The sequence below is a fragment of the Kocuria marina genome (assembly GCF_000786655.1).
In the GTDB taxonomy this organism is placed as follows: domain Bacteria; phylum Actinomycetota; class Actinomycetes; order Actinomycetales; family Micrococcaceae; genus Kocuria; species Kocuria marina_A.
The window spans coordinates 124891-146912 of the sequence record NZ_JROM01000045.1 but is presented as its reverse complement, the minus strand read 5'-3'; the positions used below and the strand labels follow the sequence as shown (position 1 = coordinate 146912).

Genomic DNA, 22022 nt, shown 5'->3' with positions numbered 1-22022 from the left:
GGGCTACGGCCTCAGTTCCATCACGGTGCGCCCCACCCGGAACCGCACGTCCGGGTCCACCACGGTGGCGCGGGCCAGTCGCTGGTCCTGCAGGTAGGTGCCGTTCGTGGATCCGAGGTCCTCCAGGAACCACTTGGATCCCTGCGCGAACAGGCGGGCGTGGCGCCCCGAGGCGTAGTCGTCCTCGAGCGGGATGGTGGCCTCCGCGGAACGGCCCAGCATCACGGGGGCCGATCCCAGCTGGAAGCTGCGCCCGGCGAGCGGGCCGTCCACGACCACGAGCTGTTGCGCGCGCGTACGCGCACCCCCGGTGGTGGGGGCGGCGGGGCGGGGGTTCTGGGGTGCTTCCTGGCGGGGTTCCCGTGCGCGGGCATCGCGCAGTTTCTCGCGGCCACCGCGCACGGCGGCGCGGGCCTTGCCGCCCACGGTCAGGTCACGCGCCTGGGAGAAGACTACGGCGGCGATGAAGATCCACAGCAGCGCGAGGAATCCGTAGCGCAGCAGGGTCACGGTCAGTTCGGACACGTCAGCGCCTCTCCCTCGGGAGCATCAGTCGGAAGGTCAACCTGGTGCGCCCCACGGTGATCACGGAGCCGTCCACGAGTTGGGCGCGGCCCTGGATCCGCTGGCCGTCCACATAGGAACCGTTCGTGGAGCCGAGGTCCACGGCCAGGAAGTGATCGCCCTGGCGGCGGATCTCGAGATGCTCACGGGAGACCCCCGTGTCCTCCACGGTCACGTCCGCCTGCGCGGAGCGGCCCACGCTCACGCGGTCCGCGTTGAGCGTGAAACGTTCGGTGCCCACCTCGATCACGGGCACCGGTTGCGGCGCGGCCGGATCGGTGCGCGCGTCGTACGGCGCGCCGTGGTACGGCGCCCGGTCATGGGACGCGCCGGGGACGTGCCCCGGGGCGACGTCGTCCGCCGCCCGTGCCGCCTGGTCCTCACCCGGGCGGGCGTGCGGAGCGGGCGCCGGGGGTTGGGGTGCGCGCGCGGACGTGCCGGCGTCCGCCGGGACCTCGGGTGTGCTCGTGCGCTCGAACGAGGACAGGATGGCGAAGTCACCGGCCTCGAGTTCGGACTGGCGCGTGAAGCTCACGCGCACCGCGCCCTGCAGCGTGTAGGCCTGGGAGCGCGCGTGGCGGATGACGACGTCGCACAGTTCCTCGGCCAGTTGCACGCCCCATTCCTGGGCCCGCGGGAAGTCGTCGTCGGAGAACTCCACGGTGAAGACGTTGGGTGCCATGGTGCGGCCCGCGGGGACGGTGAAGGACTCCTGGTCCAGTTCACGGCGCAGGGCGCTCGCGATCTCCACGGCCTCGACCCGCTTGCGAGAACCCGCGGTGAAGGCGGTGCGGACCATTTTCTCGATCCCGCTCTCCAGCCCGGTCCAGAAACCCATCCCGCCTCCTTCCTCGGTCAGCCAGTGGCGGCGCGCGGCGTGCGACCGCAGGGGGCGGCGGCGCACGCGGTCATGGACAGTGTTCAGAATAGTAGCCGGACAGGCTGAGTGGGCGGTGACAGTGCGCGGGAGCCCGCTGTGAGCGCACCTGGCCGGGCAGGAAGCGGTGGGCGGCCCGGCGCGTCGCGGTGCACGGAGGCGCATTAATGCGCACGGAGGCGCACCGAGGCGCCTCGCGACGCTCCCCGGGTGGGGAACACACTGCGACTTCTACCGACGGGCCCTCGACCCGGTCCCCCGGAGCGGGCGATACTCGGGACCATGAAGCGACCCCAGAAGATCCTGACCCTCGGTTCCGCCGCCCTCATGAGCACCCTGTTGCTCGTGGGCTGCGGGAACACCGATCAGAACCAGGCCCCCGCGCAGGGCGAGGCGACCCAGGGGGCCGCCGGGGACGCCACGGCGGCGGCCACCGGCGCCACGCAGGACGCGGCCACGCCCGAGGCGTCCGCGGACGAGACCTCCGCCGCGGCCAGTGCATCCCCCTCCGACACCGCGTCCCCCACCGACAGCGCCTCGCCCACGAGCAGCGCGTCCGGTAGCGCGAGCCCGAGCGGTTCGGCGTCCGGTTCGGCCGTCAACGGCGGTCAGGCCGCCGCGCTGGCCGCCGTGGACTCCGCGCTGGCCCAGCACCAGGGCGGTGACGTGGTGGAGATCGACTACGACCGCCGCGCCGACAAGTTCGAGGTGGACGTGATCGCGGACGGCAACGCCCACCGGATCACGGTGGACGGCACGGGCAAGAACGTCCAGGAGGACCGCGCGGACGGTCGCGCGGACGAGGACGACGTGGCCGAGCTGCAGGCCACGTCCGTGAGCGCGAAGGACGCGATCAAGCGGGTCTTCGAGCACGCCGAGTCCGAGGCCGGCACCAAGGTGCTGGACGAGGCCGCCCTGGACGAGGACGACGACGTCGTGCGCTGGGAGGTCGAACTCGACATCGACAACCGGGACAAGGAGTACACGGTCGACGTGCAGGACGGCAGCGTCACCGCGCGCTGAGCGCGGCGCACCGGCCTTCGGGCGGCGTCAGGGCAGCGACGCGGCCAGTTCCACGGCCTCACGGATCGCGCGTTTCGCGTCCAGTTCCGCGGCCACGTGCGCACCGCCCACCACGTGCACGGGCCGGTCCCCGTCTTCTCCCGCGAGTTCCCGGGCGAGCTCGGCGCGGGGTTCCTGGCCCGCGCACAGCACCACGGTGTCCGCTGGGATGACCCGTTCGATCCGGTCCTCGGTGTCCGGGGCGTCGGCCGACGCCGCATCCTGTTGCGCGGGTGCCAGGACGTGCACGCCCTGTTCGTCGATCCGCACGTACTGCACCCCGGTCACGAACTCCACGTCCGCCATGCGCAGTTCCGCGCGGTGGATCCACCCGGTGGTGGTGCCCAGTCGCGCACCGGGTTTGCCCGCGCTGCGCTGCAGCAGGGTCACGCGTCGCGCGGGTTTCGACGGCGCCGGGGCGAGCAACCCGCCCCGGGCCTCCAGCGAGCGATCCACGCCCCATTCCTCGTAGAAGTCGGCGTGCGGGTCGTGCGTGAGGAAGTGCGCGACATCGAACCCGATGCCGCCGCCGCCGACGACCGCCACGCGCTCGCCCACGGGGGCGCCCGCCAGCACGTCCTTGTAGCCGAGCACCGTGGGGCCGTCCTCCCCGGGGATGCCGGGGACGCGCGGGGTCACGCCCGTGGCCACGACCACGCGGTCCGCGAAGGCCACGTCCTGCGCGGTGGCGGTGTGCCCCGTGTGCACGGTGACCCCCAGTTCGGCCAGGCGCGTGCTGAAGTAGCGCACGGTGTGGGCGTAGTCCTCCTTGCCCGGGATGCGCAGCGCCAACTGGAACTGGCCGCCCAGCTCCGGTTGCTCCTCGAACAGGGTCACCCGGTGACCGCGCTGCGCCGCGGCCTCCGCGAAGGCCAGTCCGGCCGGTCCGGCACCCACCACCGCGATCCGCTCCGCGGTGCGCGTGGGTCCCAGCACCAGCTCGTCCTCGCGCATCGCGCGCGGGTTCACGAGGCATGACATGCGGCGGCCCGAGAAGGTGTGGTCCAGGCACGCCTGGTTGCACGCGATGCACGTGTTGATCTCCGCGGGGCGTTGCGCGCGGGCCTTGGCCACGAACTGCGGGTCCGCCAGGAACGGGCGGGCCAGGCACACGAGGTCCGCGTCCCCGCGTTCGATCACCGCTTCCCCGATCTCCGGGGTGTTGATCCGGTTGACGGCGGCCACGGGCACGCTCAGGTGCTCGCGCAATGCCCTGCTGACCCACGTGAAGCCCGCGGGCGGCACGCTCGTGGCGATCGTGGGGATGCGGGCCTCGTGCCACCCGATCCCCGTGTTGATGATCGACACCCCCGCGGCCTCGATCTCCCGGCCGAGCTCCAGGACCTGCGCGAACTGCTGGGCGTCCGGCACGAGGTCCAGCGCGGAGAGCCGGTACATGATGAGGAAGTCCGGGCCCGTGGCCTCGCGCACGCGCCGCACGATCTCGGTGGCGAACCGGCGGCGAGCGGCGTCGGACCCGCCGTACCGATCGGTGCGCTCGTTCGTGTGGGCCACGAGGAACTCGTTGATCAGGTACCCCTCGGAGCCCATGATCTCCACGCCGTCGTAACCCGCGCGCTGCGCGAGGTGCGCGGCGTTCGCGAAGTCCTCGACCGTGCGCTCGACCTCCGCGGTGCTCAGCTCGCGCGGCGTGACCTTGTTGATGGGAGCGCGGATGGCCGACGGCGCCACGGCGTCCTCGTGCATCGCGTACCGCCCGCTGTGCATCAGTTGCAGCGCGATCAGCCCGCCCTCGCCATGTACCGCGTCCGTGACCGTGCGGTGGGGGCCCAGTTGGTCCTCGCGGCTGAGGTGCGCACCGCCGCGGCGAGCGGCGCCCTCCGGGTTGGGGGAGATCCCGCCCGTGACGATCAGCCCGGCGCCGCCGCGCACGCGTTCCACGTAGAACCGCGCGAGCTCGTGCTCACCGCCCGGGACCTCCTCGAGGCCGGTATGCATGGACCCCATGATCACGCGGTGGGGCAGGGTCAGCGACCCCACGCGCAGCGGGGACAGAAGATGGGGATAGGAACTCATCCGATACTCCAGGTCTCAGGTATTTCTTCCACCCTAGAGCCCGTGAGCTGGATCACCAATCCGACCGGGCCGCGGCAGCCACAACTGGATCACGGACCACGCCACCGCCGTGAGGGGCACCGCCAGGGCGGCGCCGACGACGCCGTCCACGAGCGTCCCGAGCGCGATGCTGAGCAGCACCACGAGCGCGGGCAGGCGCACGGTGCGGCCCATCACGAACGGGCGCAGCAGTCCCGTCTCGAGGTGGTGGATCACGAACACCGCGATCACGACCACGAGCGCGGCCTACGGTCCCGTGGTCACGAGCGCCACGAGGGCGGCCAGTGCTCCCACGACGATCGGTCCCACGATGGGGATGAACGCCCCCAGGAACATGAGCATGGCCAGGGGGATCGCCAGCGGCACGCCGAGCAACCACAGCACGACCGCGATCGCGAGCATCTCGATCACCGCCACCGCCGCGGTGCCCCGCACGTAACCACCCAGGATGCGCACGGTGTCCCGGCCGGTCCGGCGCAGCTTCTCGGTGTGGCGCGGCGGGAACCAGCTCAGCAGGAAACCCCAGATCCGCTCGGCGTCGTGGAGGAAGAAGAACAACACGATGACCATGAGCACGGTGCCCGTGACGACCTCGCCCGCGGTGGTCAGCCCCGTGAGGGCGGACTGTTCCACCGCGCCCCCGGACGCGACCCCTTGGATGCGCGACCAGATCTCCTGGACCGCGGCGCCGTCGACCGCGAACGGCAACCGGGCGCTCGCGTCCTGCAGGGTCTGCCACCCCTGCTGCGCCGCGGCCATGAGGGAGTCCCACTGGTCCGCCACGGCCCACACCACCGCGGCGATGAACGCGGCGAGCACCACGAGGATCCTCACGAACGTGGTCAGCGTGGCGAGCACGCGGGGCCACCCGAGGTCACTCAGCCGACGCACGAGCGGGAACACCGCGCACTCCAGGATGAGCGCCACGAGCACCGCGACCACGACCATCTGCAGCCGGAAGAAGAGGAGGCCCAGCAGGGCGAACAGGGCCGCGAGCAACAGGACCTGCGCGGCCCGGCTGGCCGCGCGGCCGAACGGGTCCCGCCGCGGTGATTCCCGGTGCGGCGTGTGCGTTGCCATCGTGGACCTTCCGTCGTCGTGCGCCGCGATGGGCCGCGGCGACCGAGCCCCAGTATGGACCCGGCGTCCACCGTGGGAAGGGATGAGGGGGTGGTTCAGGCGGAGTTCACAGCCCGCACCGGGCGGCTCGCGGATTCCCGCTCGCGCTCCGTCAGCGAGGCGCCGTGCCGCCGCGTCGTGGAGGCGCTTCGGAGCCAGCGCACCGTGGAGGCGCTCCGGGACCAGAGTGCCGTCGGGCCGATGTTCTGGGCCTCCCGAGGCCACGAGCGCCCCAGGGTGGTGGCTTCCTCGGGCCCCCTGGTGCAATGCTCATGTCCTTGTTATTCTGAATACATCAAAATAAGACGGCATGGCGTGGTTCCACCCCGGGACCACCGCCCCACGAGGAGGTTGTCATGGCCAAGAAATCCACGAAGAACGCCAACTACACCGTTCCGGGTCTCACCACGGAGCAGGGCCACGGTGTGGCCGAGATCCTGCAGCAGCGGCTGCACGCGCTCAACGATCTGCAACTGACCCTCAAGCACGCCCACTGGAACGTGGTGGGTCCCAACTTCATCTCCGTCCACGAGATGCTGGACCCGCAGATCGAGGAGGTCCGCGGGTACGTGGACGAGCTCGCGGAGCGCATGGCCACCCTGGGTGTGTCGCCGAACGGTCTGCCCGGCGCCATCGCGGCCGAGCGCACGTGGGACGACTACGACGTCCAGCGCGCCTCCGGCGTGGAGCACCTCGCGGCCCTGGACCTCGTCTACGACGGCGTCATCACGGACCACCGGGACGCCCTGGCCCGCATCAGCGACGTGGATCCCATCACCGAGGACATGCTGATCGCCCAGGTCCGCGGCCTGGAGCTCTTCCAGTGGTTCATGCGCTCGCACATCGAGTCCGATTCCGGTGTGCTGGAGAACTCCGCCGCCCGCACGGAGAAGGACGCCGCCAAGGCCGTCAAGCGCGGCCGGGTCGCCAAGAAGAAGTAACCTCGCACGACCACGAAGGACCCCCGGCCCCGCGCGATGCGGGACCGGGGGTCTTTCGGTTGCGGCCCCTGCGGCGCGCGCCGTCGGGCGCTGCCGCGTACCGCTGGGCGGCGTCGTACGCCCGGCAGAACGACGACGCCGCGTGCGGCCACCCTGCCGAGGCGGCGCCGCGGCGTCGTCGCCGGATGGGCGACCGCGGGTCAGAACGCCAGGTTGAACACCCACACGCCCAGGGTCATGGTCGTGGCGGTGATCAGGACCAGGGCGATCAGGTTGAGCCCGATCCCGCCCTTGATCATCTGCCCGATGGTCACGTACCCGGAACCGAACGCGATGGCGTTGGGCGGGGTGGCCACCGGCAGCATGAACGCGCACGTGGCGGCGAGCGCCACGGGAATCGCCAGGAGCATGGGGTCCACGCCGATCCCCATGGCCACACCGCCGGCCACGGGCAGGAACGTGGCCGCGGTGGCCGTGTTGGACGTGAGTTCGGTGAGCAGCAGGATGCCGCCGGCCATGATGAGCACGAGCAACACCACGGGCAGTCCGCCGAGACCCTGGGCGCGCTCGCCGATCCACTCGGTGAGCCCGGAGGTGGAGAACTGCGCGGACAGGGCCAGGCCACCGCCGAACAGCAGCAGCACGCCCCACGGCAGCTTGACCGCGGAGTCCCAGTCCAGCAGGCGCACGCCCGGTGCCGCACCGGCCGGGCACAGGAACAGCAGCAGCCCCACGGCCATGGCGATGCCGGCGTCGGAGATCATGGGATCCGCGAAGAGCACCGGCACGAAGACCCAGGACAGCGCGGCGAGCACGAAGATGGCCAGCACCCGCTTCTCACCGGGGGACATGGGGCCGAGCTTGGAGAGTTCGTCGTTGATGAGTTCCTTGCCGCCGGGGATCTCGGTGATTTCGGGCTTGAACAACACCTTGGTCAGCAGCACCCAGCACAGCGCGAGCAGCACCACGGCCAGGGGTACGCCCACGAGCATCCACTGACCGAAACCGATCGTGATGTCGTGGGCGTCCGAGAGGTAGCCGGCCATCAGGGTGTTGGGCGGGGTGCCGATGATAGTCCCCAGCGAACCGATCGATGCCGCGTACGCGATCCCGAGCATCAACGCGGTGCCGAAGTTGGACTTGACGATCTCCTCCTTGACCTTGCTGTCCTGGGGGTCGATCTCCTCCGGTGCGGGCGCGGCGGAGGTTCCCTGGGCGGCGTCGGCACCGGAACCGATCTTGGTCACGAGCAGCAGCACGGACACGCCGATCGGCAGCATCATCACGGCGGTCGCGGTGTTGGACACCCACATGGACAGGAAGCCCGTGGCCACCATGAACCCCGCGATCATCTGCGTGGGCTTGGTGCCGATCACCTTGACGGTGAGCAGGGCGATCCGCCGATGCAGGTTCCAGCGCTGCATCGCGAGCGCGAGCAGGAACCCGCCCATGAACAGGAAGATGACGTTGTTGCCGTAGGACGCCCCGACGGCGTCGAACTTCACGTCCGTGCCGAGCGTGGGGAACACCACCAGGGGGACCAGGGCGGTCGCGGGCAGGGGCAGGGCCTCGGTCATCCACCACACGCCCATGAGTACGGCGGTCGCGGCCGTGAGCCGGGCGGCGTGGGGGACGTCCTGGGGCATCAGGGTGTAGACGAGCACCGCGAGCAGCAGACCGCCCGCGAGGCCTATCCAACGCACGGTGCGGGTGCGGGGTTTCTCCGCCTCTGCCCGTTCGCCCGGGGACTGGAAGTCCACCTCCTCACCGCGGTGAGGATCCGGGTCCATGTTCTGCAGGTGTGCGCCGGGTACGGCCGGGTGACTCATGATGTCTCCACATCGTTGTGGGGAAAGGGTCGGTCGTCCCAGCGTACGGCAGCGCGGCTCAGCTGACCGTGGCCACCCGGATGGTTTCGGGCAGGGCCTTGATGGCCGCCACGACGTCCTCCGTGACACCGTTGCCGCAGTCCGTGACCAGGTAACCCATCTGCCCCTTGGTCACGAGCTGCTGGCGGTCCACGTTGATCCCGTGCTCACCGAGCACCGAGTTCACGCGGGCCAGTACACCGGGGAGGTTGCTGTGGATGTGCAGCAACCGGGTGCCGTGGATGTAGGGATCCAGCTGCACCTCGGGGAAGTTCACGGACAGGCTCGTGGTGCCGTAGCGGCAGTAGTCGATGAGCTTGCCGGAGACGAAACCGCCGATGTTCTCCTGGGCCTCCGCCGTGGAACCACCCACGTGGGGTGTGAGGATCACGTTGGGCAGCCCCTGCAGCGGGGACTCGAACGCCTCACCGGCGACCTTGGGTTCGGACGGGTAGACGTCCAGGCCCGCCCCGGCCAGGTGACCGGAGACCAGGGCCTCGCGCAGCGCCTCGATGTCCACCACGTGCCCGCGGGAGAGGTTGAGGAACAGGGAGCGGGGGCGCATCTGGCGGAACTGCTCCCGGCCGAACATGTTGGTGTTGCTCTCGCGCCCGTCCACGTGCAGGGTCACGGTCTCCACCGTGTTCAGCAGCTGCTCCAGGGAATCGCACTTGGTCGCGTTACCCATGGCCAGGCGGTCCACGACGTCGTAGAAGTAGACGTTCATCCCGAAGGCCTCCGCCACGACCGACAACTGCTTGCCGATGTTGCCGTAGCCCACGATCCCCAGGGTGCGGCCCCGCACCTCGTGGGAACCCTTGGCGGACTTGTCCCACACGCCCTGGTGCATCGCGGAGTTCTTGTCGGTGAGGTGACGCGCCAGCGCGATGATCTCACCCAGCGCGAGCTCCACCACGGAACGCGTGTTGGAGTACGGCGCGTTGAACACGGCCGTGGCGGTGTCCGTGGCGGCGGTGAGATCGATCTGGTTGGTCCCGATGCAGAACGCACCCACGGCCTTGAGGGTGGGGTGCGCCTCGAACACCTCGCGGGTCACGTGCGTCTTGGAGCGGATCCCCAGCAGGTCCACGCCGTCCAGCGCGGCCATCAGTTCCTGCGGGTCCAGGGCACCCTTGCGGGTCTCCACCTCGAAGCCGCGGCTGCGCAGCGAGTCGACGGCGTCGGTATGAATGTTCTCGAGCAGTAAGGCCTTCACCCGTCCATCCTATGGGGTGGGGCGTGGGCGCCTCGTTTCACGACGTAGCATTCCGGGTCACCTCCGAGCGCGGCGCTCGCGCGCGGGGGTGACCCGGCGGCGTCGTCCTCCGGGACCGCGCCGTCCGCTCAGTCCCGGTACGCGCCCAGCAACTTCTCGACGACGGCGCTCATCCCGTACTCGCGCGCGATCGTGTCCGCGGCCGCCCGACCCGCTTGCCGTCGTCGCTCGGGATCGGCGATCAGCTGCGCGAGGGCGTCTTCGAGGGATGGCTGGGTGTCGTCGACGACCGCGCCGGACCCCGTGCGCGCGACCGTGGGCGCGAGCCCGCACGTGTCCGTCACGACCACGGGCAGCCCCGCGGACATGGCCTCGAGCACGGACATGGGGTACGGCTCGTGGACGGAGGGCAGGACGTACACGTCCGATTCCGCCATCCACCGCGCCGCGCCCGCGGAGTCCACGGGGCCGGCCCACGTGAGGCGCTCGCCGAGGCCCGCGGCCGCGATCGCCTCGCGCACCGCGTCCCCCTGGCCCTCGTCCGGGCCCACCAGCGTGAACGTGGCGCGCGGGAACCGCTCGGCCAGGGATCGCGCGGCGGCCACGAACGCGAGCGGACGCTTGCGTTCCTGCAGACGCGCGAGGAACAGCACGCGGCACTCGTCGTCCTCCCGCGGCACGCGGGGGCGCGAGGACACGGGCATCCCGTTGTGCAGTTCCATGAGGTTCACGGGCCCGCGGGCGACCTCGGTGAGGTCCTGCTCCTCGCGGGGTGTGAGATAGCAGACCCGGTGCGCGTCCCGCAGCACCCGCCGGGTCAGCAGGGCGTCCAGGGGGCCCGCGAGGGGATTCTCGGACGGGTCGATCATCCCGTGGGTCTGCAGGACGGTTCGGGTGTCGGCGCGCTGCGCGAGCCACGCGGCCGGCAGGGTCAGCAGGCCCCGTGCCGTGTGCACGTGCACCACGTCGGCGGTCGGCGAGACCCGGCGCAGCCACGACAGCATGGCCGGCGAGGTGAGACCCGCGAAACCCGCACCCGGCAGGGCCTGGACGGGACGGAAGAGCCGCGTGCGCACGCCGTCGCGCTCGGTGGGCAGGGGCGTGCCCAGATCGGAGCCGGTCGCGGCGAGGATCACGTCGTGGCCGGCGTCGGCGAGCGCGCGGCACTGGTTGAGGGCCACCGTGGTGGGCCCGCCGTACGCGTTGGTCCCCGAGACCAGGGCGACGACCTGCAGGATGCGCATGTCGCTCACGCCTTCGTGGCCACGGGGGCGAGCACGCGCTCCCCGGCCGGGACGTCCCGCGTGACGAGCGCGGTCGCTCCCACGACGGCGCCCTCGCCCACCGTGACGCCGCGCAGGACGGTGGCGCGCAGGGCGATCCATGCGCCGTCGGCCACGGTGATGGGGGCGTTGTCGAACTCGAAGGCCGGATCGTCCGCGCGGTGGCTGCCCGTGCACAGCATGGCGCCCTGTGACACGCACACGTCAGAGCCGATCGTGATGGGCTCCAGGTTCAGCAACCACGCGCCCACGCCGATCCACGAGTTCTCGCCCACGCTCAGCTTCCACGGCCAGTGGATCCGCACGTCGTGACGGATGAGCGTGCCGTCCCCGATCCGCGCGCCGAACGCCCGCAGGATCCGGGTGCGCACGCGCGGCGGGCACAGGACGGAGCGTTGCAACGGTTCCGCCACGAGGGCCCACGCGGCGCACTGCAGTGCTCCCCGGCCCTTGTCGTAGCCGCGGCCGGTGAAGGTGGCCAGGCGTCTCGTCGTGTGTGTCATGGTCTCCCCCTGTCGTCGAGCCGCAAATAGGGCTGCGCGCTGCGCGCAACCGGTCCGCTCTCCCCGCGGGTGCGCGGCTACGGGATCCAAGCTTGGCACACTGCGCCCGTCGATCCGCCTGCTTCTGACCCCATAAGTGGAGACACCGGGGCTAATGCCGTCGCTTCGTCCTCAATATCTCCTCGACGCCGACGGGCGCCTGGGTCGGGGTCCTTGCCCGCATGCGTACGGGAAGACTTTCCGCAACGGCGCAGGTCGCGCACTGTCTCGTTGCTGAGGGCAACGTACTTGTCGTGGGAATGTTTCTGCTTCTGCGAACAGTTTTGCAGCCCTCATTTCTTGCGGGTTCAAATTGCTGTCGAGATCTGCCGATGAAGGTTTATCCCCCAATTCGGGTACAAAATAATTCCACAGAAACTATCTGCGCGTTCATCGACATGATTTCGCGCGTTAGACTGAGGCCCATTACAGGGGAGCGATGAAGAGACTGGTGGGACGTGCTCGGGGGCTGGGCAGCGTCCGAAACGAACCGTCTTTCATTGTGATCAGGGGCTGGGAGGGCACATGACGCTGCATGATTACGTCGATATTTTGAAGAAATGGTGGAAAACCGTCATCACACTGACCGTGGTGGGCTTGTTGGCCGGGGGGATCTACGCCTTGGTGTCTCCGGACACGTACAAGGCCACGTCATCCCTCTACGTCTCCATTCCCGCGAGTGACTCCGCCACGGAGTTGAACCAGGCAGCCACGTACCTCTCGCGAGAGCTGAAGTCGTACGCGACCGTGGCGACGTCCCCCTACATCCTCAAACCCGTCGTCGAGGACACGGGTGTGGACGAGACGGTCGCGCAATTGCAGGACATGTTGGATGTCACCAATCCGACGGCCACCTCCATCATCCAGGTCGATGCCACCGCGGACACGCCTCAGGAGGCCCAGACGGTTGCCAACGGGGTCGCGGATCAATTGACCAGAGGGGTCGGGTCACTGTCCCCCGAGGTCGCCAACCGGGGAGGTACCGTTCAGGCCACGGTTCTCAGCCGGGCGCAGCTCCCGGATGAAACCAGTGGCCTGCCGTCGTGGATTTATCCGTTGTTCGGTGTGGGCGGCGGCGCGCTGTTGGGCGTGATCCTCGCCTTCGTGTTGGAGAGTCTGGTTCGGCGGCCGCGGACCACGACGGAGCTGCGTCGTGTGCCGGGTGCGTCGCTGGTCGCGTCCGTTCCGCGACTGAAGCACAGGACTGACGCGCGCAGCTTCTTTCCCGCGGGTGGCGAATCCGCGCCGGCGCGGGAGGTGTCACCTCACGTCACTTCGCTGCGCTCGCGCATCCAACAGGGCCATGCCGAGGTCCTGCCCCATGTGGCCGGCTGCGCGGTACTGGTGGTGACCGGTCAGCGTTCGGGCAACGGTGCCACCACGGTCGCCGTGGAACTCGCGCGCAGCTTTGCCGGTCTGGGCAGCCGCGTGGCTCTCGTGGATGCCAACCTCTCCGACCGCGGGGCAACTGTTTTGCTGGCCCAGCACAATCACCTCGGTGTCTCGGATCTCGTGGAACGCCGGGCCGGGGCAGACCAAAGCACTGTTCGCCTCGAGATGGGGCTGACCTTCCTGCCCGCGGGTACGCCGACGCCGCGCCCGAGTGACCTGGTGTGCTCGGAACCGATGGCTGCGTTGGTGGGTGAGTTGCGTTCGGAATTCGACGTGGTCGTCCTCGATTGTTCCCCGTTGCAGGACTCCGTGGACGCGGCGGTGCTGGGCGAACTGGCGGATGAGGTCCTGCTGGTCACGGTGCCCGGGAAGACCTCGACCGATCAGCTGCAGTCCTCGGTCCAGGGATTCCGCGAAACGCCCGTGGCATTGGTGGCCAACCAGGTGCGCCCTTCGCGCGCACACTCCGGCGTTCTCTGAAGCCCACGATGAACACGATGACTCCTTTCGGCTGGGCCGTGTTCCTCCTGGGGGCCACGACCGCCGTGGGTGCGCTCGCGCTCATCCACATCTGGACCAGGGGCCGGGTGGACGGGCTGAACCTACGGATGTGGCTCGTGATCAACTTCCTCGTGGCCAACGTCCTGTCCGGATTCGCCCATGTATTGGGGTGGTCCAGGGACCGCGGATTCTACGAGGCCATGTCCGGTACTCCCGCAGGTGCTACATCCGGCTTGACCACGGCCGCCTGGGCGACCTTCTTGGGCATGTGTGCCCTCTGGGCGGGGCTGACGATCCCGCGGCCGCGGATCCTGGCCGCACACCGTGGTCCCCGACAGGTTCCCCGGCGCCCTCTGGTACCCGAACAGTTGTATTCCTTCGTATCCCATCACCGGGTCAGCATGGGGGGCCTGGCTCTCGTACTCGTAGCAGCGGGCGCCGTGGGACTCGTGCGAGTGATGGGCGCCACGACCGACCAGACCGGCGGGCGGATCATTTCCGTGGACGGCGGCAATGCCCGCTACGCATTCCTGGCGGGTTGGCTGCCGTGGGGCATTACGATCCTGGTCTTGGCGCTCGCGAGCCGGAAGCGTGTGCCCGGCCCAGCGGTGTGGAACACCATCATCCTGGTGGCCGGGTTGGCCGCATTGGGCGTCAGCGCCACGTGGAACGGTGGGCGTTCCGAGATCGCCTACGTGGCATTTCCCCTGCTAGCTCTGATGCTGCCCCGGATCAACGTCCTGCGGTGGCCGCTGATCGTGGTGGGCGTGACCGTGTTCGTGGGGTTCATCATCGCGACCACGGCCCAGCGCGTAGGTGCCACCACGGACCCGTGGTCGTTCGTGGATTGGCAATGGGGGCGGTTCTCCATGGCCGCCTGGGCCGAGAACCACGTCCAGTTCCACGGGGCGCTCCACGGTGAGACCCTGTTGAGCGCCCTGCTCAACGTCCCGCTTGCGCTTCTGCATTTCGGGGGTATCCCGGCGGAGAATCCTTTCCGGTCCATGGTGCAGGTCTCGGGATACGACTTGTTGGGTGGGGAAGACCAGATTTACGTGGTTCCGGGGCTCAGCGCAGAAATGATCCTGAATTTCGGCCTGCTCGGTGCGATCGTCGGCTACTTCGTGTTGGGGCTGGTGTCTGCCATGGTCTCCGATGCCTACAGTCGCAGCCGGAGTGAAACCAATCGGTTGTTGTTGGCCACCGTGGGATCCACGCTCGTCTTCCAGGGCATCGTGGGGCAGCTGGAGTCCCTCGAGGTGTTCTTGACGTTGTCGATCCTGCCCCTGTGGGGGTTGTGGATCGTTGAACGCATCTTCGGCCGTGGTGATACGAAATCGCCGCCCGCGGGAATAGGATCTTCACCGGCCACGGAGCTTTCACCGCGGACACCGGCAGTTCACAGATAAATCAGATCAACGGGTGTGGAGGGGCGACCTCCGCGTTCCCGGGGCTTCATCAACGGGGAGTGGACCACTTTGCCCAGGCTTACTGTCATCATGCCCGCCTATCGGGCGGGCGCCACCGTGGAGAGCGCCATGCGTTCCACGCTGCGGGCCATGCCGCGGGACGCGGAGTTGGTGGTGTCCGTGGACGGCCCGGACGCCGAGACCGAACGTGCGGCCCGCCGGGTGACGGACCGCCGCGTCGTCGTCCGGACCGATGCCGTCAACCGGGGGACCGTGGCATGCATGCGTCACGCCCTGGAGACGACGGACAGCGAACTCGTGGCGAAGATGGACGCCGACGACGTGTGTTTGCCGTGGCGGTTCCGTGTTGAGCTCGCGGCCATGCGGCACGCGGACATCGTGTGCGGCAGCGGCATCCGATTCGGCCATCGCGCCGTCCCTCGACCCTCATACCTGGGGTCGCTCACGAGCAAGGAGGTGGGGCTTCTGTTGCCGTTCACGAATCCGTTGTTCCACCCGAGTCTGTTGGCCCGGCGGCAGACACTTCTGGACGCCAACGCGTACGCTACGCCCTCGGCTGCGGAGGACTACGTTCTATGGGTCGATGCGCTACTCAATGGGTCCACGATCCACAAGACGGCCACCGCGGTGATCGCGTATCGGATCAGTGCGAACCAGATCTCCGGGGCCCCCGACTACCTACGGCGGGTCCAGGACGACCCCCAGGTCGACCGCGCCTATCGCGCCTGGGTGGAGGCCTTGGGGATGTCTTGGCTGATGGACAACGGGGGAGGGACCATGCACCCCGTGGCCACGCGGGCGCAGCTCGAGGACGTAGTAGCGCGAGCCCGGCCACGGACCCGGCCCTATATGCGCCGACAGTTGCTGAGGAACGCCACCCTCATCCCGGCGCCGGCATGCTGAACCAGATCAAGTCGCTCATTGAGCGCGCGATCCCGCGGATGTCCTCCGCGATCGTGATCCTCACGCTCGCCGCGTTCACGTCCCCGCATTACGTGGGAATCTACAACGTGGTGACCCTGCTCTACACGGCCATCCAGGTCACGATCGACTCCGGGGCCCGGTTCGCGGTGATCCGTGTGCTGACCGAACCCGGGGGCATGAAGATCATGAACCGCTACCGGGTGATCATGCCCGTCCTGGCCTTCGTGATCCTTACCGGGCTCATGCTGTTCCTGCTGCACAACGGGACGCTCGAGAACTGGGGCGAGTTCTTCCAGGTGCTGCCCGTGGCGCTCGCGCCCGGTTTCGGGGCCCTGGGTCTGCTGTACGTGGGCACGCTGCAGGCCACCAACCAGTGGGGGACCCTGGCCCGGATGCAGTTGCGGGCCTCCCTCGCGGGTCTGCTCGTGGGCGGGACCATCCTGGTGCTAACCCACTCGCTGCTGGGCCCGGCCCTGCAGCTGACCGTCACGGAGGGCATGTTCGCCCTGCTGTGCTGGCGCCGTGCGCGCCGTAACACCCAGCCCCTGCCGCACTCCACGCCGGGCGAGCGTTCGATCCTCTCCGACATGGGCACGATGTCCGGCTACGCGCTGGTGTCCTGGTTCCAGGGCCAGGCCGAGCGACTGTTCATGGCCGTGTTCGCCGGTACCGCCGTCCTCGGTACCTACACCGCGGGCAGCGCCGTGGGCCGCGCCCCGGGGGACGCCCTGGCCGCGTCCACCGCGAACGTGGTGCGCGTGGGGATCGCGGACAAGGAGACCCCGGAGGAGATCCGGAGCGCGAGTGACCATTTGTTGCTGCGCGCGCTCATGCTCGCGTTCGCGTGCGTGCTGATCGCCCTCGCGGCGAGTGTGGTCCTCACGCCCCTGCTGGGTGGCGACTGGAAACCCGCGATGTCCATGGTGCCGTTCATCGCCATGGTGTCCTTCCCCGTAGTGCTGTCCTGGGCGGCCTCCGTGCTGCTCGTGCGCACCGGTGCGGCCTGGAAGACGTTCGTGGGTCCGGTGATCGGCGTGGTCTTCGGTGCGCTGATCGCATGGGTCGCGTCGTTCGACCTGCACCTCGCGGCCACGCTGCTGGTCATCCGTGAGTTCGCCGTGGTCCTCGTCGCATACGTCCTGGTGGGACGCAGCGCGCCGTGGCGGTCGTTCCTGGTGGCTGCGGTCCTCTCGACCATCGGGCTGGCGGGCTGCTGGCTCCTGGTGGCGTAGGGCCAACGCACAGCCCGTTCCCGGTCTGCGGACGCAGCATGACGACATGACCACCTCGACCCCGGCGACCGGCCGGTCCACCTTCCTGCGCGGGCGCCTCGGTGGGTACCGCGGCGGCGTCGTCCTTTGAGGCCGCAACGGGTACGACGACGCCGCGGCCCTCCCGCTCCCCGCTCACCCGGTGGTGGGTCGCCGCGGCCGGGGTTGCGCTGATCGGGGTGGTCGCGTTCAGCCGGCTCTACCTGGGGTACCACTGGCTCACGGACGTGACGGCCTCGCTGCTGCTCGCGATCGCGATCCTCCACCTGGTCGTGGGCGTGGACGCGTGGCGCCCCACGGCGCGGCGGGCGGAGCTCACGCGAGCGTGAGCACCGCCTTGATGACCTCACCGGAATGGGTGTCCCGGATGGCCTGTTCGATCTCGGCCATGGGGTAGGTCCTCACGAGCTCGTCGAAGGGGAACCGCCCGACCTTCCATCGGGCGAGCAGCGCGGAGATCATCTCCTGGGAGGTCCGTGAACCGCCCAGGGCGCCCACGATCCGCTTGCCGAACAGCGTGCGCATGTGGTCCGCGGAGAACCGGGCGTCCGTGGGTGCGCCGCCGATCAGGAGGCACGTGCCGAGCATGCCGATCGCCTCGATGGCCTCCTCGAGCACGGCGATCACGCCGGCGCATTCGATGGCGTAGTCCGCTGCCCCTCCGGTGATCTCCCGGATCCGTTCCAGCGAGTCCTCCTTCTGGGAATTGATCACGTGCGTGGCCCCGTAGCGCTGGGCGAGCTCCAGGCGGGAGTCATGCAGGTCCACCGCGATGATCGTGGCCGCGGCCGAATTGCGGGCAGCCATGATGGCCCCGAGCCCCACGGCGCCCACACCGTAGACCACCACGGATTCACCCGGGCCGGGGTTCGCGGTGTTGAGCACAGCTCCCGCCCCGGTGGTGATACCGCACGCGAGGGGGCCCGCGAGTTCCAGGGGAACGGACTCGTCCACGGTGAGTTCTTCCCACCGGAACGGCGCATCGACGTGATCGACCACGTAGGCGTGGATGTTCATGGCCGCCTTCTCGAGCAGGGCGCCCGGCTCTGAACGCCGGGCTCCCATGCTATTTGCGGTCGGCACGCCGCGGCCATCCCCGCGGGGCAGCGGAGACGACCCGCATCGCGCGGGTCGTCACGGCATCATGCGGAGAGTTCGCCCATCACACGGAGTGTCCCTTCATCACACGGAGTGTCCCCGCATCACGTGGGGCATCCGGTCGCTCAGGCGCCCCGCGCCTGCTCGCGGTGCGCGCGATACCAGGCCACGGCGTCGTCGAGCCCGGTGGGCAGGTCGATGGAGGCGGACCAGCCCAGCGAGCGCAACAGGGACACGTCCATGAGCTTGCGGGGCGTCCCGTCCGGCTTGGAGGTGTCCCACGAGGTGGAGCCCTCGTACCCGGTGGCCGAGGCCACGAGACCGGCGAGTTCCTTGATGGTCACGTCCTCGCCCGTACCCACGTTGACCTGCTGGGGCCCGTCGTAGTGCTCCATGAGGTACAGGCAGGCCGTGGCCAGGTCCGACACGTGCAGGAACTCGCGCCGCGGCGAACCCGAACCCCAGTTGGTGATCTCGGTGTCACCGGCACGCACGGCCTCGTCGTAGCGGCGGATCATGGCGGGCAGCACGTGGGAGCCGGACGGGGAGAAGTTGTCCCCGGGGCCGTAGAGGTTGGTGGGCATCGCCGAGATCCACGGCAGTCCGTACTGGCGGCGCATCGACTGCACGTGCAGGATGCCGGCGATCTTGGCGATCGCGTAGGCGTCGTTCGTGGGTTCCAGGTACCCCGTGAGCAGCGAGTCCTCGCGCAGCGGTTGTTCCGCGAGCTTGGGGTAGATGCAGGACGACCCCAGGAACAGCACGCGTTCCACGCCGGCGGTGCGCGCGGCGTCCAGGATGTTGAGCTGGATCCGCAGGTTGTCGGACAGGAAGTCCACGGGCTGGGAATTGTTCGCACCGATCCCGCCCACCTTGGCCGCCGCGAGCACGAGGTAGCGCGGCGTGTGTTCGGCCATGAACGCCTCCACGGCCGCGCGGTCCCGCAGGTCCAGCTCACGGGAGCTCGCACCGATCAGGTGCTCGAAACCCTCGTCCTGGAGGTGACGCCAGATGGCGGAACCCACGAGACCGCGGTGACCGGCCACGTAGAACGGCGCGGAACGGTCCAACGCGCCGGGGGTGTAGGCGACGTCGTCGGTGGTGCGGGCATCGGCCGGGTCGCTCACCGTGTGCGGCCAGTGCTCCTGGCCGGCCGCGGTGTCCCGGCGGTTCGTCACGTCCGCGCTCACGCCGCGTGCTCCGGGGTCCAGATGCGCTCGGACACGGTGTCGATCCACGGCGAACCGGCGCACTCGAGGGCAGCGCGGTCCGCGTCCACCATGATCCGCGCGAGCTCCGGGGCGTGCACCGTGGCCTTCCACCCGAGCTTCTGCTCGGCCTTGGACGGGTCACCGATGAGCGCGTCCACCTCGGTGGGGCGCAGGTAGCGGTCGTCGAAGCGGACGTGCTTCTCCCAGTCCAGCCCGGCGTGCTCGAAGGCGGTCTCCAGGAACTCGCGCACCGTGGACGGGCGGCCCGTGGCCAGCACGAAGTCCTCCGGCTCGTCCACCTGGAGCATGCGCCACATGCCCTCCACGTACTCCGCCGCGTAGCCCCAGTCGCGCACGGCGTCCAGGTTGCCCATGTAGAGCAGGTCCTGCTTGCCCGCGGCGATCGCGGCCACGGCACGCGTGATCTTGCGGGTCACGAACGTCTCGCCGCGGCGCGGGGACTCGTGGTTGAAGAGGATCCCGTTCACGGCGAACATGTCGTACGCCTCGCGGTAGTTCTTGGTGATCCAGTACGAGTAGATCTTGGCCGCACCGTACGGGGAGCGCGGGTAGAACGGGGTGTCCTCGTTCTGCGGCGGGGGAGTGGCACCGAACAGCTCGGACGTGGAGGCCTGGTAGAAGCGGCACTTCACCCCGGCGCGGCGCACGGCCTCGAGCAGGCGGACCGTGCCGAGGCCCGTGGTGTCACCCGTGTGCTCGGGCTCGTCGAAGGACACGCGCACGTGCGACTGGGCCGCGAGGTTGTAGACCTCGTCCGGGTCGATCTCGCCCAGCAGCGTGACCAGACGGGCGGCGTCGGACAGATCGCCGTAGTGCAGGAACAGCCGCGCCTGCGGGTCGTGCGGGTCCTGGTACAGGTGGTCGATGCGGGACGTGTTGAACGTGGACGCGCGGCGGATCAGGCCGTGGACCTCGTAGCCCTTGGCGAGCAACAGCTCCGCGAGGTAGGAACCGTCCTGCCCGGTGATGCCGGTGATGAGTGCTTTCTTGGTCATGAGTGGTCTCCCCTGTGTGACGTGGTACGTCGGGACGGGTGTCCCGGCCGATCAGGAATGCAGTGCCGCCGCGGGTGCGGTGGTCCCGGCGGGTCGCAGTGCGCGCAACGCGGTGCTGAAGGCGCGGACCGCGGCGCCGGCGCTGAGCACCTCGCGCACGTAGCGGCGTCCGCCGCGGTGCGTGGCGCCGCCGGTCGCGATCCATTCCTCGTGCAGTTGCAGGGCTCCCGCCACGAGCGCCTCGGGATCCCCGGGCGCCACGCGGATGCCCGCGTCCGCGGCGTCGAGCTCGGCGGCGGACGGGCTCTCGGCCTCGACGGCCGCGAGCACGGGACGGTCCGCGGTGAAGTAGCTCGTGAGCTTGCTCGGGACGCACATCTCCTTGAGCCCCGGTCGTTCGTTGACCAGCAGGACGTCCGCGGCGCGCAGCAGTCCGGCGTAGGTCTCGTCGTCGACCCCGGGCAGGACCTCGAAGCGCGGCGTGCGCCGGGCGAGCTCCTCGAGCTGCGGGCGCTGGTGCCCGCCGCCCACGAGTACGAACCGCAGCGGCGCTCCCGTGCGCTCGGCCACGTCCGCGGCCGCGGCGACGTTCGCGAGGTCCTGTTTGGCCCCCATGTTGCCCGTGTGCAGGACGACGACGTCGCCCGCGCCCCACCCGAAGCGGCGCCGCAGTTCGTCGGTGTCCACCGAGGGGGTCTGGGAGATGTGGGTCCAATTGCGCACGGTGCTGATCCGGCGCGTGGGCACGGCCATCTCGCGGCGCAGATAGTCTGAGAAGCGGTCGTGGATCACGACCACCCCCTGGCACGAGCGCAGGAAGGTGCTCTCGATGCCGCGCATGACGCGCGCCACGGGTCCGCTCGCCGCGCCGGTCTCGGTGAGCCCGGCGGTGTAGATGTCCTGCACCCACGCGATCACCGGGGTGCGGCTCAGTGCGGCGCGCACCCGCACGATCGCGGACGAGAACAGGGCGGGGCTCACGACCACGACGGCGTCGGGATCGCCCCACGCGGCGGTCGCGGCACGCAGGCCGAAGACGATCTCCATCCCCAGCCGGCGCAGCTGTCCGGCGTCGTGGGGAACGGGATGCGGCACGCGCAGGACGGGTACACCGTCGATCTCCTCGTGCGCGGCGCGGCGGTGCGAATACCCTTCGTGGACGCGCCACTGCGGGTAGTGCGGGAGACCCGTGATGACCCGGGCGTCCCATCCCTCCTCGCGCAGCGCGCGAGCCATGCCGGCGGTGTACGGGGCGATGCCCGTGTGTTCCGGTGAATAGTTGAGTCCGATGATCAGGACGCGTGCTGCCACGCTATCTCCTCCCCCATGAAAAGCGGAACAGCTCAGCCGCTGCCGCTTTTCCCGAATGGGCGGACTTCCCCAGTCCGCCTCCGCGCCACGTGGTGCAGCAATGCCTCATGGCTGTCCCACCGGGAGCGGTGAATGTCGCCGAAACACGAATCCCGCGTGTCCCGACGTTTGCCATCATAATCCTGTGCACAAGCACCTAACACCACAGTGGTGACAATTCTGTGTGGGCTCATATAGGTACACGTGGGTATCACCTCAGGTGGGAGCGCGAAAAACAGTGATCTTGATGTAAAACCACACATTAGGGGACGGTAATCTCG

Annotated in this window: 18 protein-coding genes and 1 pseudogene; 7 read left to right on the top strand and 12 right to left on the bottom strand. The window is 69.4% G+C overall.

What is annotated here, in order from left to right; genetic code table 11:
* Positions 1 to 3 precede the first annotated feature (3 nt).
* Entirely contained in the window at positions 4 to 525 is a 522-nt protein-coding gene (locus AS25_RS10640) for an FHA domain-containing protein FhaB/FipA (protein ID WP_035964966.1), read from the bottom strand.
* A 1-nt stretch (position 526) separates the two neighbouring features.
* Complete coding sequence (locus tag AS25_RS10635) at positions 527 to 1402, bottom strand: FHA domain-containing protein (protein ID WP_035964964.1); 876 nt, start codon at positions 1400 to 1402, stop codon at positions 527 to 529.
* 321 nt (positions 1403 to 1723) lie between these two features.
* Here AS25_RS10635 and AS25_RS14690 point away from each other — a divergent pair, with 321 nt between their 5' ends.
* Positions 1724 to 2464 (top strand): hypothetical protein, encoded by a 741-nt coding sequence (locus AS25_RS14690; protein ID WP_035964963.1) that lies wholly within the window; start codon positions 1724 to 1726, stop codon positions 2462 to 2464.
* 27 nt (positions 2465 to 2491) lie between these two features.
* Here the strand turns inward: AS25_RS14690 and AS25_RS10625 are convergent, their stop codons facing one another.
* The gene (locus AS25_RS10625; protein ID WP_035964962.1) at positions 2492 to 4540 is read right to left on the bottom strand and encodes an NADPH-dependent 2,4-dienoyl-CoA reductase; all 2049 of its coding nucleotides are present in this window, start codon (positions 4538 to 4540) and stop codon (positions 2492 to 2494) included.
* A gap of 33 nt (positions 4541 to 4573) precedes the next feature.
* Positions 4574 to 5659, bottom strand: a pseudogene (locus AS25_RS10620) (AI-2E family transporter).
* A gap of 395 nt (positions 5660 to 6054) precedes the next feature.
* Between AS25_RS10620 and AS25_RS10615 the strand changes: the two are divergent.
* Complete coding sequence (locus AS25_RS10615) at positions 6055 to 6639, top strand: Dps family protein (RefSeq protein ID WP_035964961.1); 585 nt, start codon at positions 6055 to 6057, stop codon at positions 6637 to 6639.
* A gap of 200 nt (positions 6640 to 6839) precedes the next feature.
* On the opposite strand, the gene AS25_RS10610 is transcribed toward AS25_RS10615, so the two are convergent.
* From AS25_RS10610 to AS25_RS10595, 4 genes are all read right to left on the bottom strand, one after another.
* Positions 6840 to 8468: an SLC13 family permease gene (locus tag AS25_RS10610; RefSeq protein ID WP_035964960.1), complete on the bottom strand. Its 1629-nt coding sequence runs from the start codon at positions 8466 to 8468 to the stop codon at positions 6840 to 6842.
* A gap of 58 nt (positions 8469 to 8526) precedes the next feature.
* Positions 8527 to 9723, bottom strand: coding sequence for a phosphoglycerate dehydrogenase (gene serA, locus AS25_RS10605; RefSeq protein ID WP_035964958.1), 1197 nt, complete (start codon positions 9721 to 9723; stop codon positions 8527 to 8529).
* 128 nt (positions 9724 to 9851) lie between these two features.
* The gene (locus tag AS25_RS10600) at positions 9852 to 10967 is read right to left on the bottom strand and encodes a glycosyltransferase (RefSeq protein WP_035965040.1); all 1116 of its coding nucleotides are present in this window, start codon (positions 10965 to 10967) and stop codon (positions 9852 to 9854) included.
* Between the two features lie 5 nt (positions 10968 to 10972).
* The gene (locus AS25_RS10595; RefSeq protein WP_035964957.1) at positions 10973 to 11509 is read right to left on the bottom strand and encodes a DapH/DapD/GlmU-related protein; all 537 of its coding nucleotides are present in this window, start codon (positions 11507 to 11509) and stop codon (positions 10973 to 10975) included.
* 564 nt (positions 11510 to 12073) lie between these two features.
* Here AS25_RS10595 and AS25_RS10590 point away from each other — a divergent pair.
* From AS25_RS10590 to AS25_RS14315, 5 genes are all read left to right on the top strand, one after another.
* Positions 12074 to 13420 carry a tyrosine-protein kinase domain-containing protein gene (locus AS25_RS10590; RefSeq protein ID WP_084118150.1) on the top strand — a complete coding sequence of 449 codons (1347 nt, stop codon included), beginning with the start codon at positions 12074 to 12076 and terminating at the stop codon, positions 13418 to 13420.
* A 17-nt stretch (positions 13421 to 13437) separates the two neighbouring features.
* On the top strand, positions 13438 to 14850 hold the full coding sequence (locus AS25_RS10585) for a hypothetical protein (RefSeq protein WP_035964955.1): 1413 nt from the start codon (positions 13438 to 13440) through the stop codon (positions 14848 to 14850).
* Between the two features lie 15 nt (positions 14851 to 14865).
* Positions 14866 to 15774 carry a glycosyltransferase family 2 protein gene (locus AS25_RS10580; protein ID WP_301280193.1) on the top strand — a complete coding sequence of 303 codons (909 nt, stop codon included), beginning with the start codon at positions 14866 to 14868 and terminating at the stop codon, positions 15772 to 15774.
* Complete coding sequence (locus AS25_RS10575) at positions 15768 to 17027, top strand: lipopolysaccharide biosynthesis protein (protein WP_035964953.1); 1260 nt, start codon at positions 15768 to 15770, stop codon at positions 17025 to 17027. The genes AS25_RS10580 and AS25_RS10575 overlap by 7 nt, the downstream gene beginning before the upstream one ends.
* A gap of 101 nt (positions 17028 to 17128) precedes the next feature.
* Positions 17129 to 17395: a phosphatase PAP2 family protein gene (locus AS25_RS14315; RefSeq protein WP_084118149.1), complete on the top strand. Its 267-nt coding sequence runs from the start codon at positions 17129 to 17131 to the stop codon at positions 17393 to 17395.
* On the opposite strand, the gene AS25_RS10570 is transcribed toward AS25_RS14315, so the two are convergent.
* The 4 genes from AS25_RS10570 to AS25_RS10555 all read right to left on the bottom strand — a co-directional run bounded on the left by AS25_RS10570 (position 17382) and on the right by AS25_RS10555 (position 21702).
* Entirely contained in the window at positions 17382 to 18149 is a 768-nt protein-coding gene (locus AS25_RS10570; RefSeq protein ID WP_253270557.1) for a zinc-binding dehydrogenase, read from the bottom strand. The genes AS25_RS14315 and AS25_RS10570 overlap by 14 nt on opposite strands.
* 140 nt (positions 18150 to 18289) lie before the next feature.
* Positions 18290 to 19291 carry a GDP-L-fucose synthase family protein gene (locus AS25_RS10565; protein ID WP_035965037.1) on the bottom strand — a complete coding sequence of 334 codons (1002 nt, stop codon included), beginning with the start codon at positions 19289 to 19291 and terminating at the stop codon, positions 18290 to 18292.
* 59 nt (positions 19292 to 19350) lie between these two features.
* The gene (gene gmd / locus AS25_RS10560; protein WP_035964951.1) at positions 19351 to 20391 is read right to left on the bottom strand and encodes a GDP-mannose 4,6-dehydratase; all 1041 of its coding nucleotides are present in this window, start codon (positions 20389 to 20391) and stop codon (positions 19351 to 19353) included.
* 51 nt (positions 20392 to 20442) lie between these two features.
* Positions 20443 to 21702 (bottom strand): glycosyltransferase family 4 protein, encoded by a 1260-nt coding sequence (locus AS25_RS10555; RefSeq protein WP_052160909.1) that lies wholly within the window; start codon positions 21700 to 21702, stop codon positions 20443 to 20445.
* Positions 21703 to 22022: the final 320 nt, after the last annotated feature.

Coding starts and splice junctions, on each gene's coding strand:
- AS25_RS10635 (WP_035964964.1), bottom strand. CDS start 1,402: ATGGGTTTCTGGACCGGGCTGGAGAGCGGGATCGAGAAAATGGTCCGC.
- AS25_RS14690 (WP_035964963.1), top strand. CDS start 1,724: ATGAAGCGACCCCAGAAGATCCTGACCCTCGGTTCCGCCGCCCTCATG.
- AS25_RS10625 (WP_035964962.1), bottom strand. CDS start 4,540: ATGAGTTCCTATCCCCATCTTCTGTCCCCGCTGCGCGTGGGGTCGCTG.
- AS25_RS10615 (WP_035964961.1), top strand. CDS start 6,055: ATGGCCAAGAAATCCACGAAGAACGCCAACTACACCGTTCCGGGTCTC.
- AS25_RS10610 (WP_035964960.1), bottom strand. CDS start 8,468: ATGAGTCACCCGGCCGTACCCGGCGCACACCTGCAGAACATGGACCCG.
- AS25_RS10600 (WP_035965040.1), bottom strand. CDS start 10,967: ATGCGCATCCTGCAGGTCGTCGCCCTGGTCTCGGGGACCAACGCGTAC.
- AS25_RS10595 (WP_035964957.1), bottom strand. CDS start 11,509: ATGACACACACGACGAGACGCCTGGCCACCTTCACCGGCCGCGGCTAC.
- AS25_RS10590 (WP_084118150.1), top strand. CDS start 12,074: ATGACGCTGCATGATTACGTCGATATTTTGAAGAAATGGTGGAAAACC.
- AS25_RS10585 (WP_035964955.1), top strand. CDS start 13,438: ATGACTCCTTTCGGCTGGGCCGTGTTCCTCCTGGGGGCCACGACCGCC.
- AS25_RS10575 (WP_035964953.1), top strand. CDS start 15,768: ATGCTGAACCAGATCAAGTCGCTCATTGAGCGCGCGATCCCGCGGATG.
- gmd (WP_035964951.1), bottom strand. CDS start 20,391: ATGACCAAGAAAGCACTCATCACCGGCATCACCGGGCAGGACGGTTCC.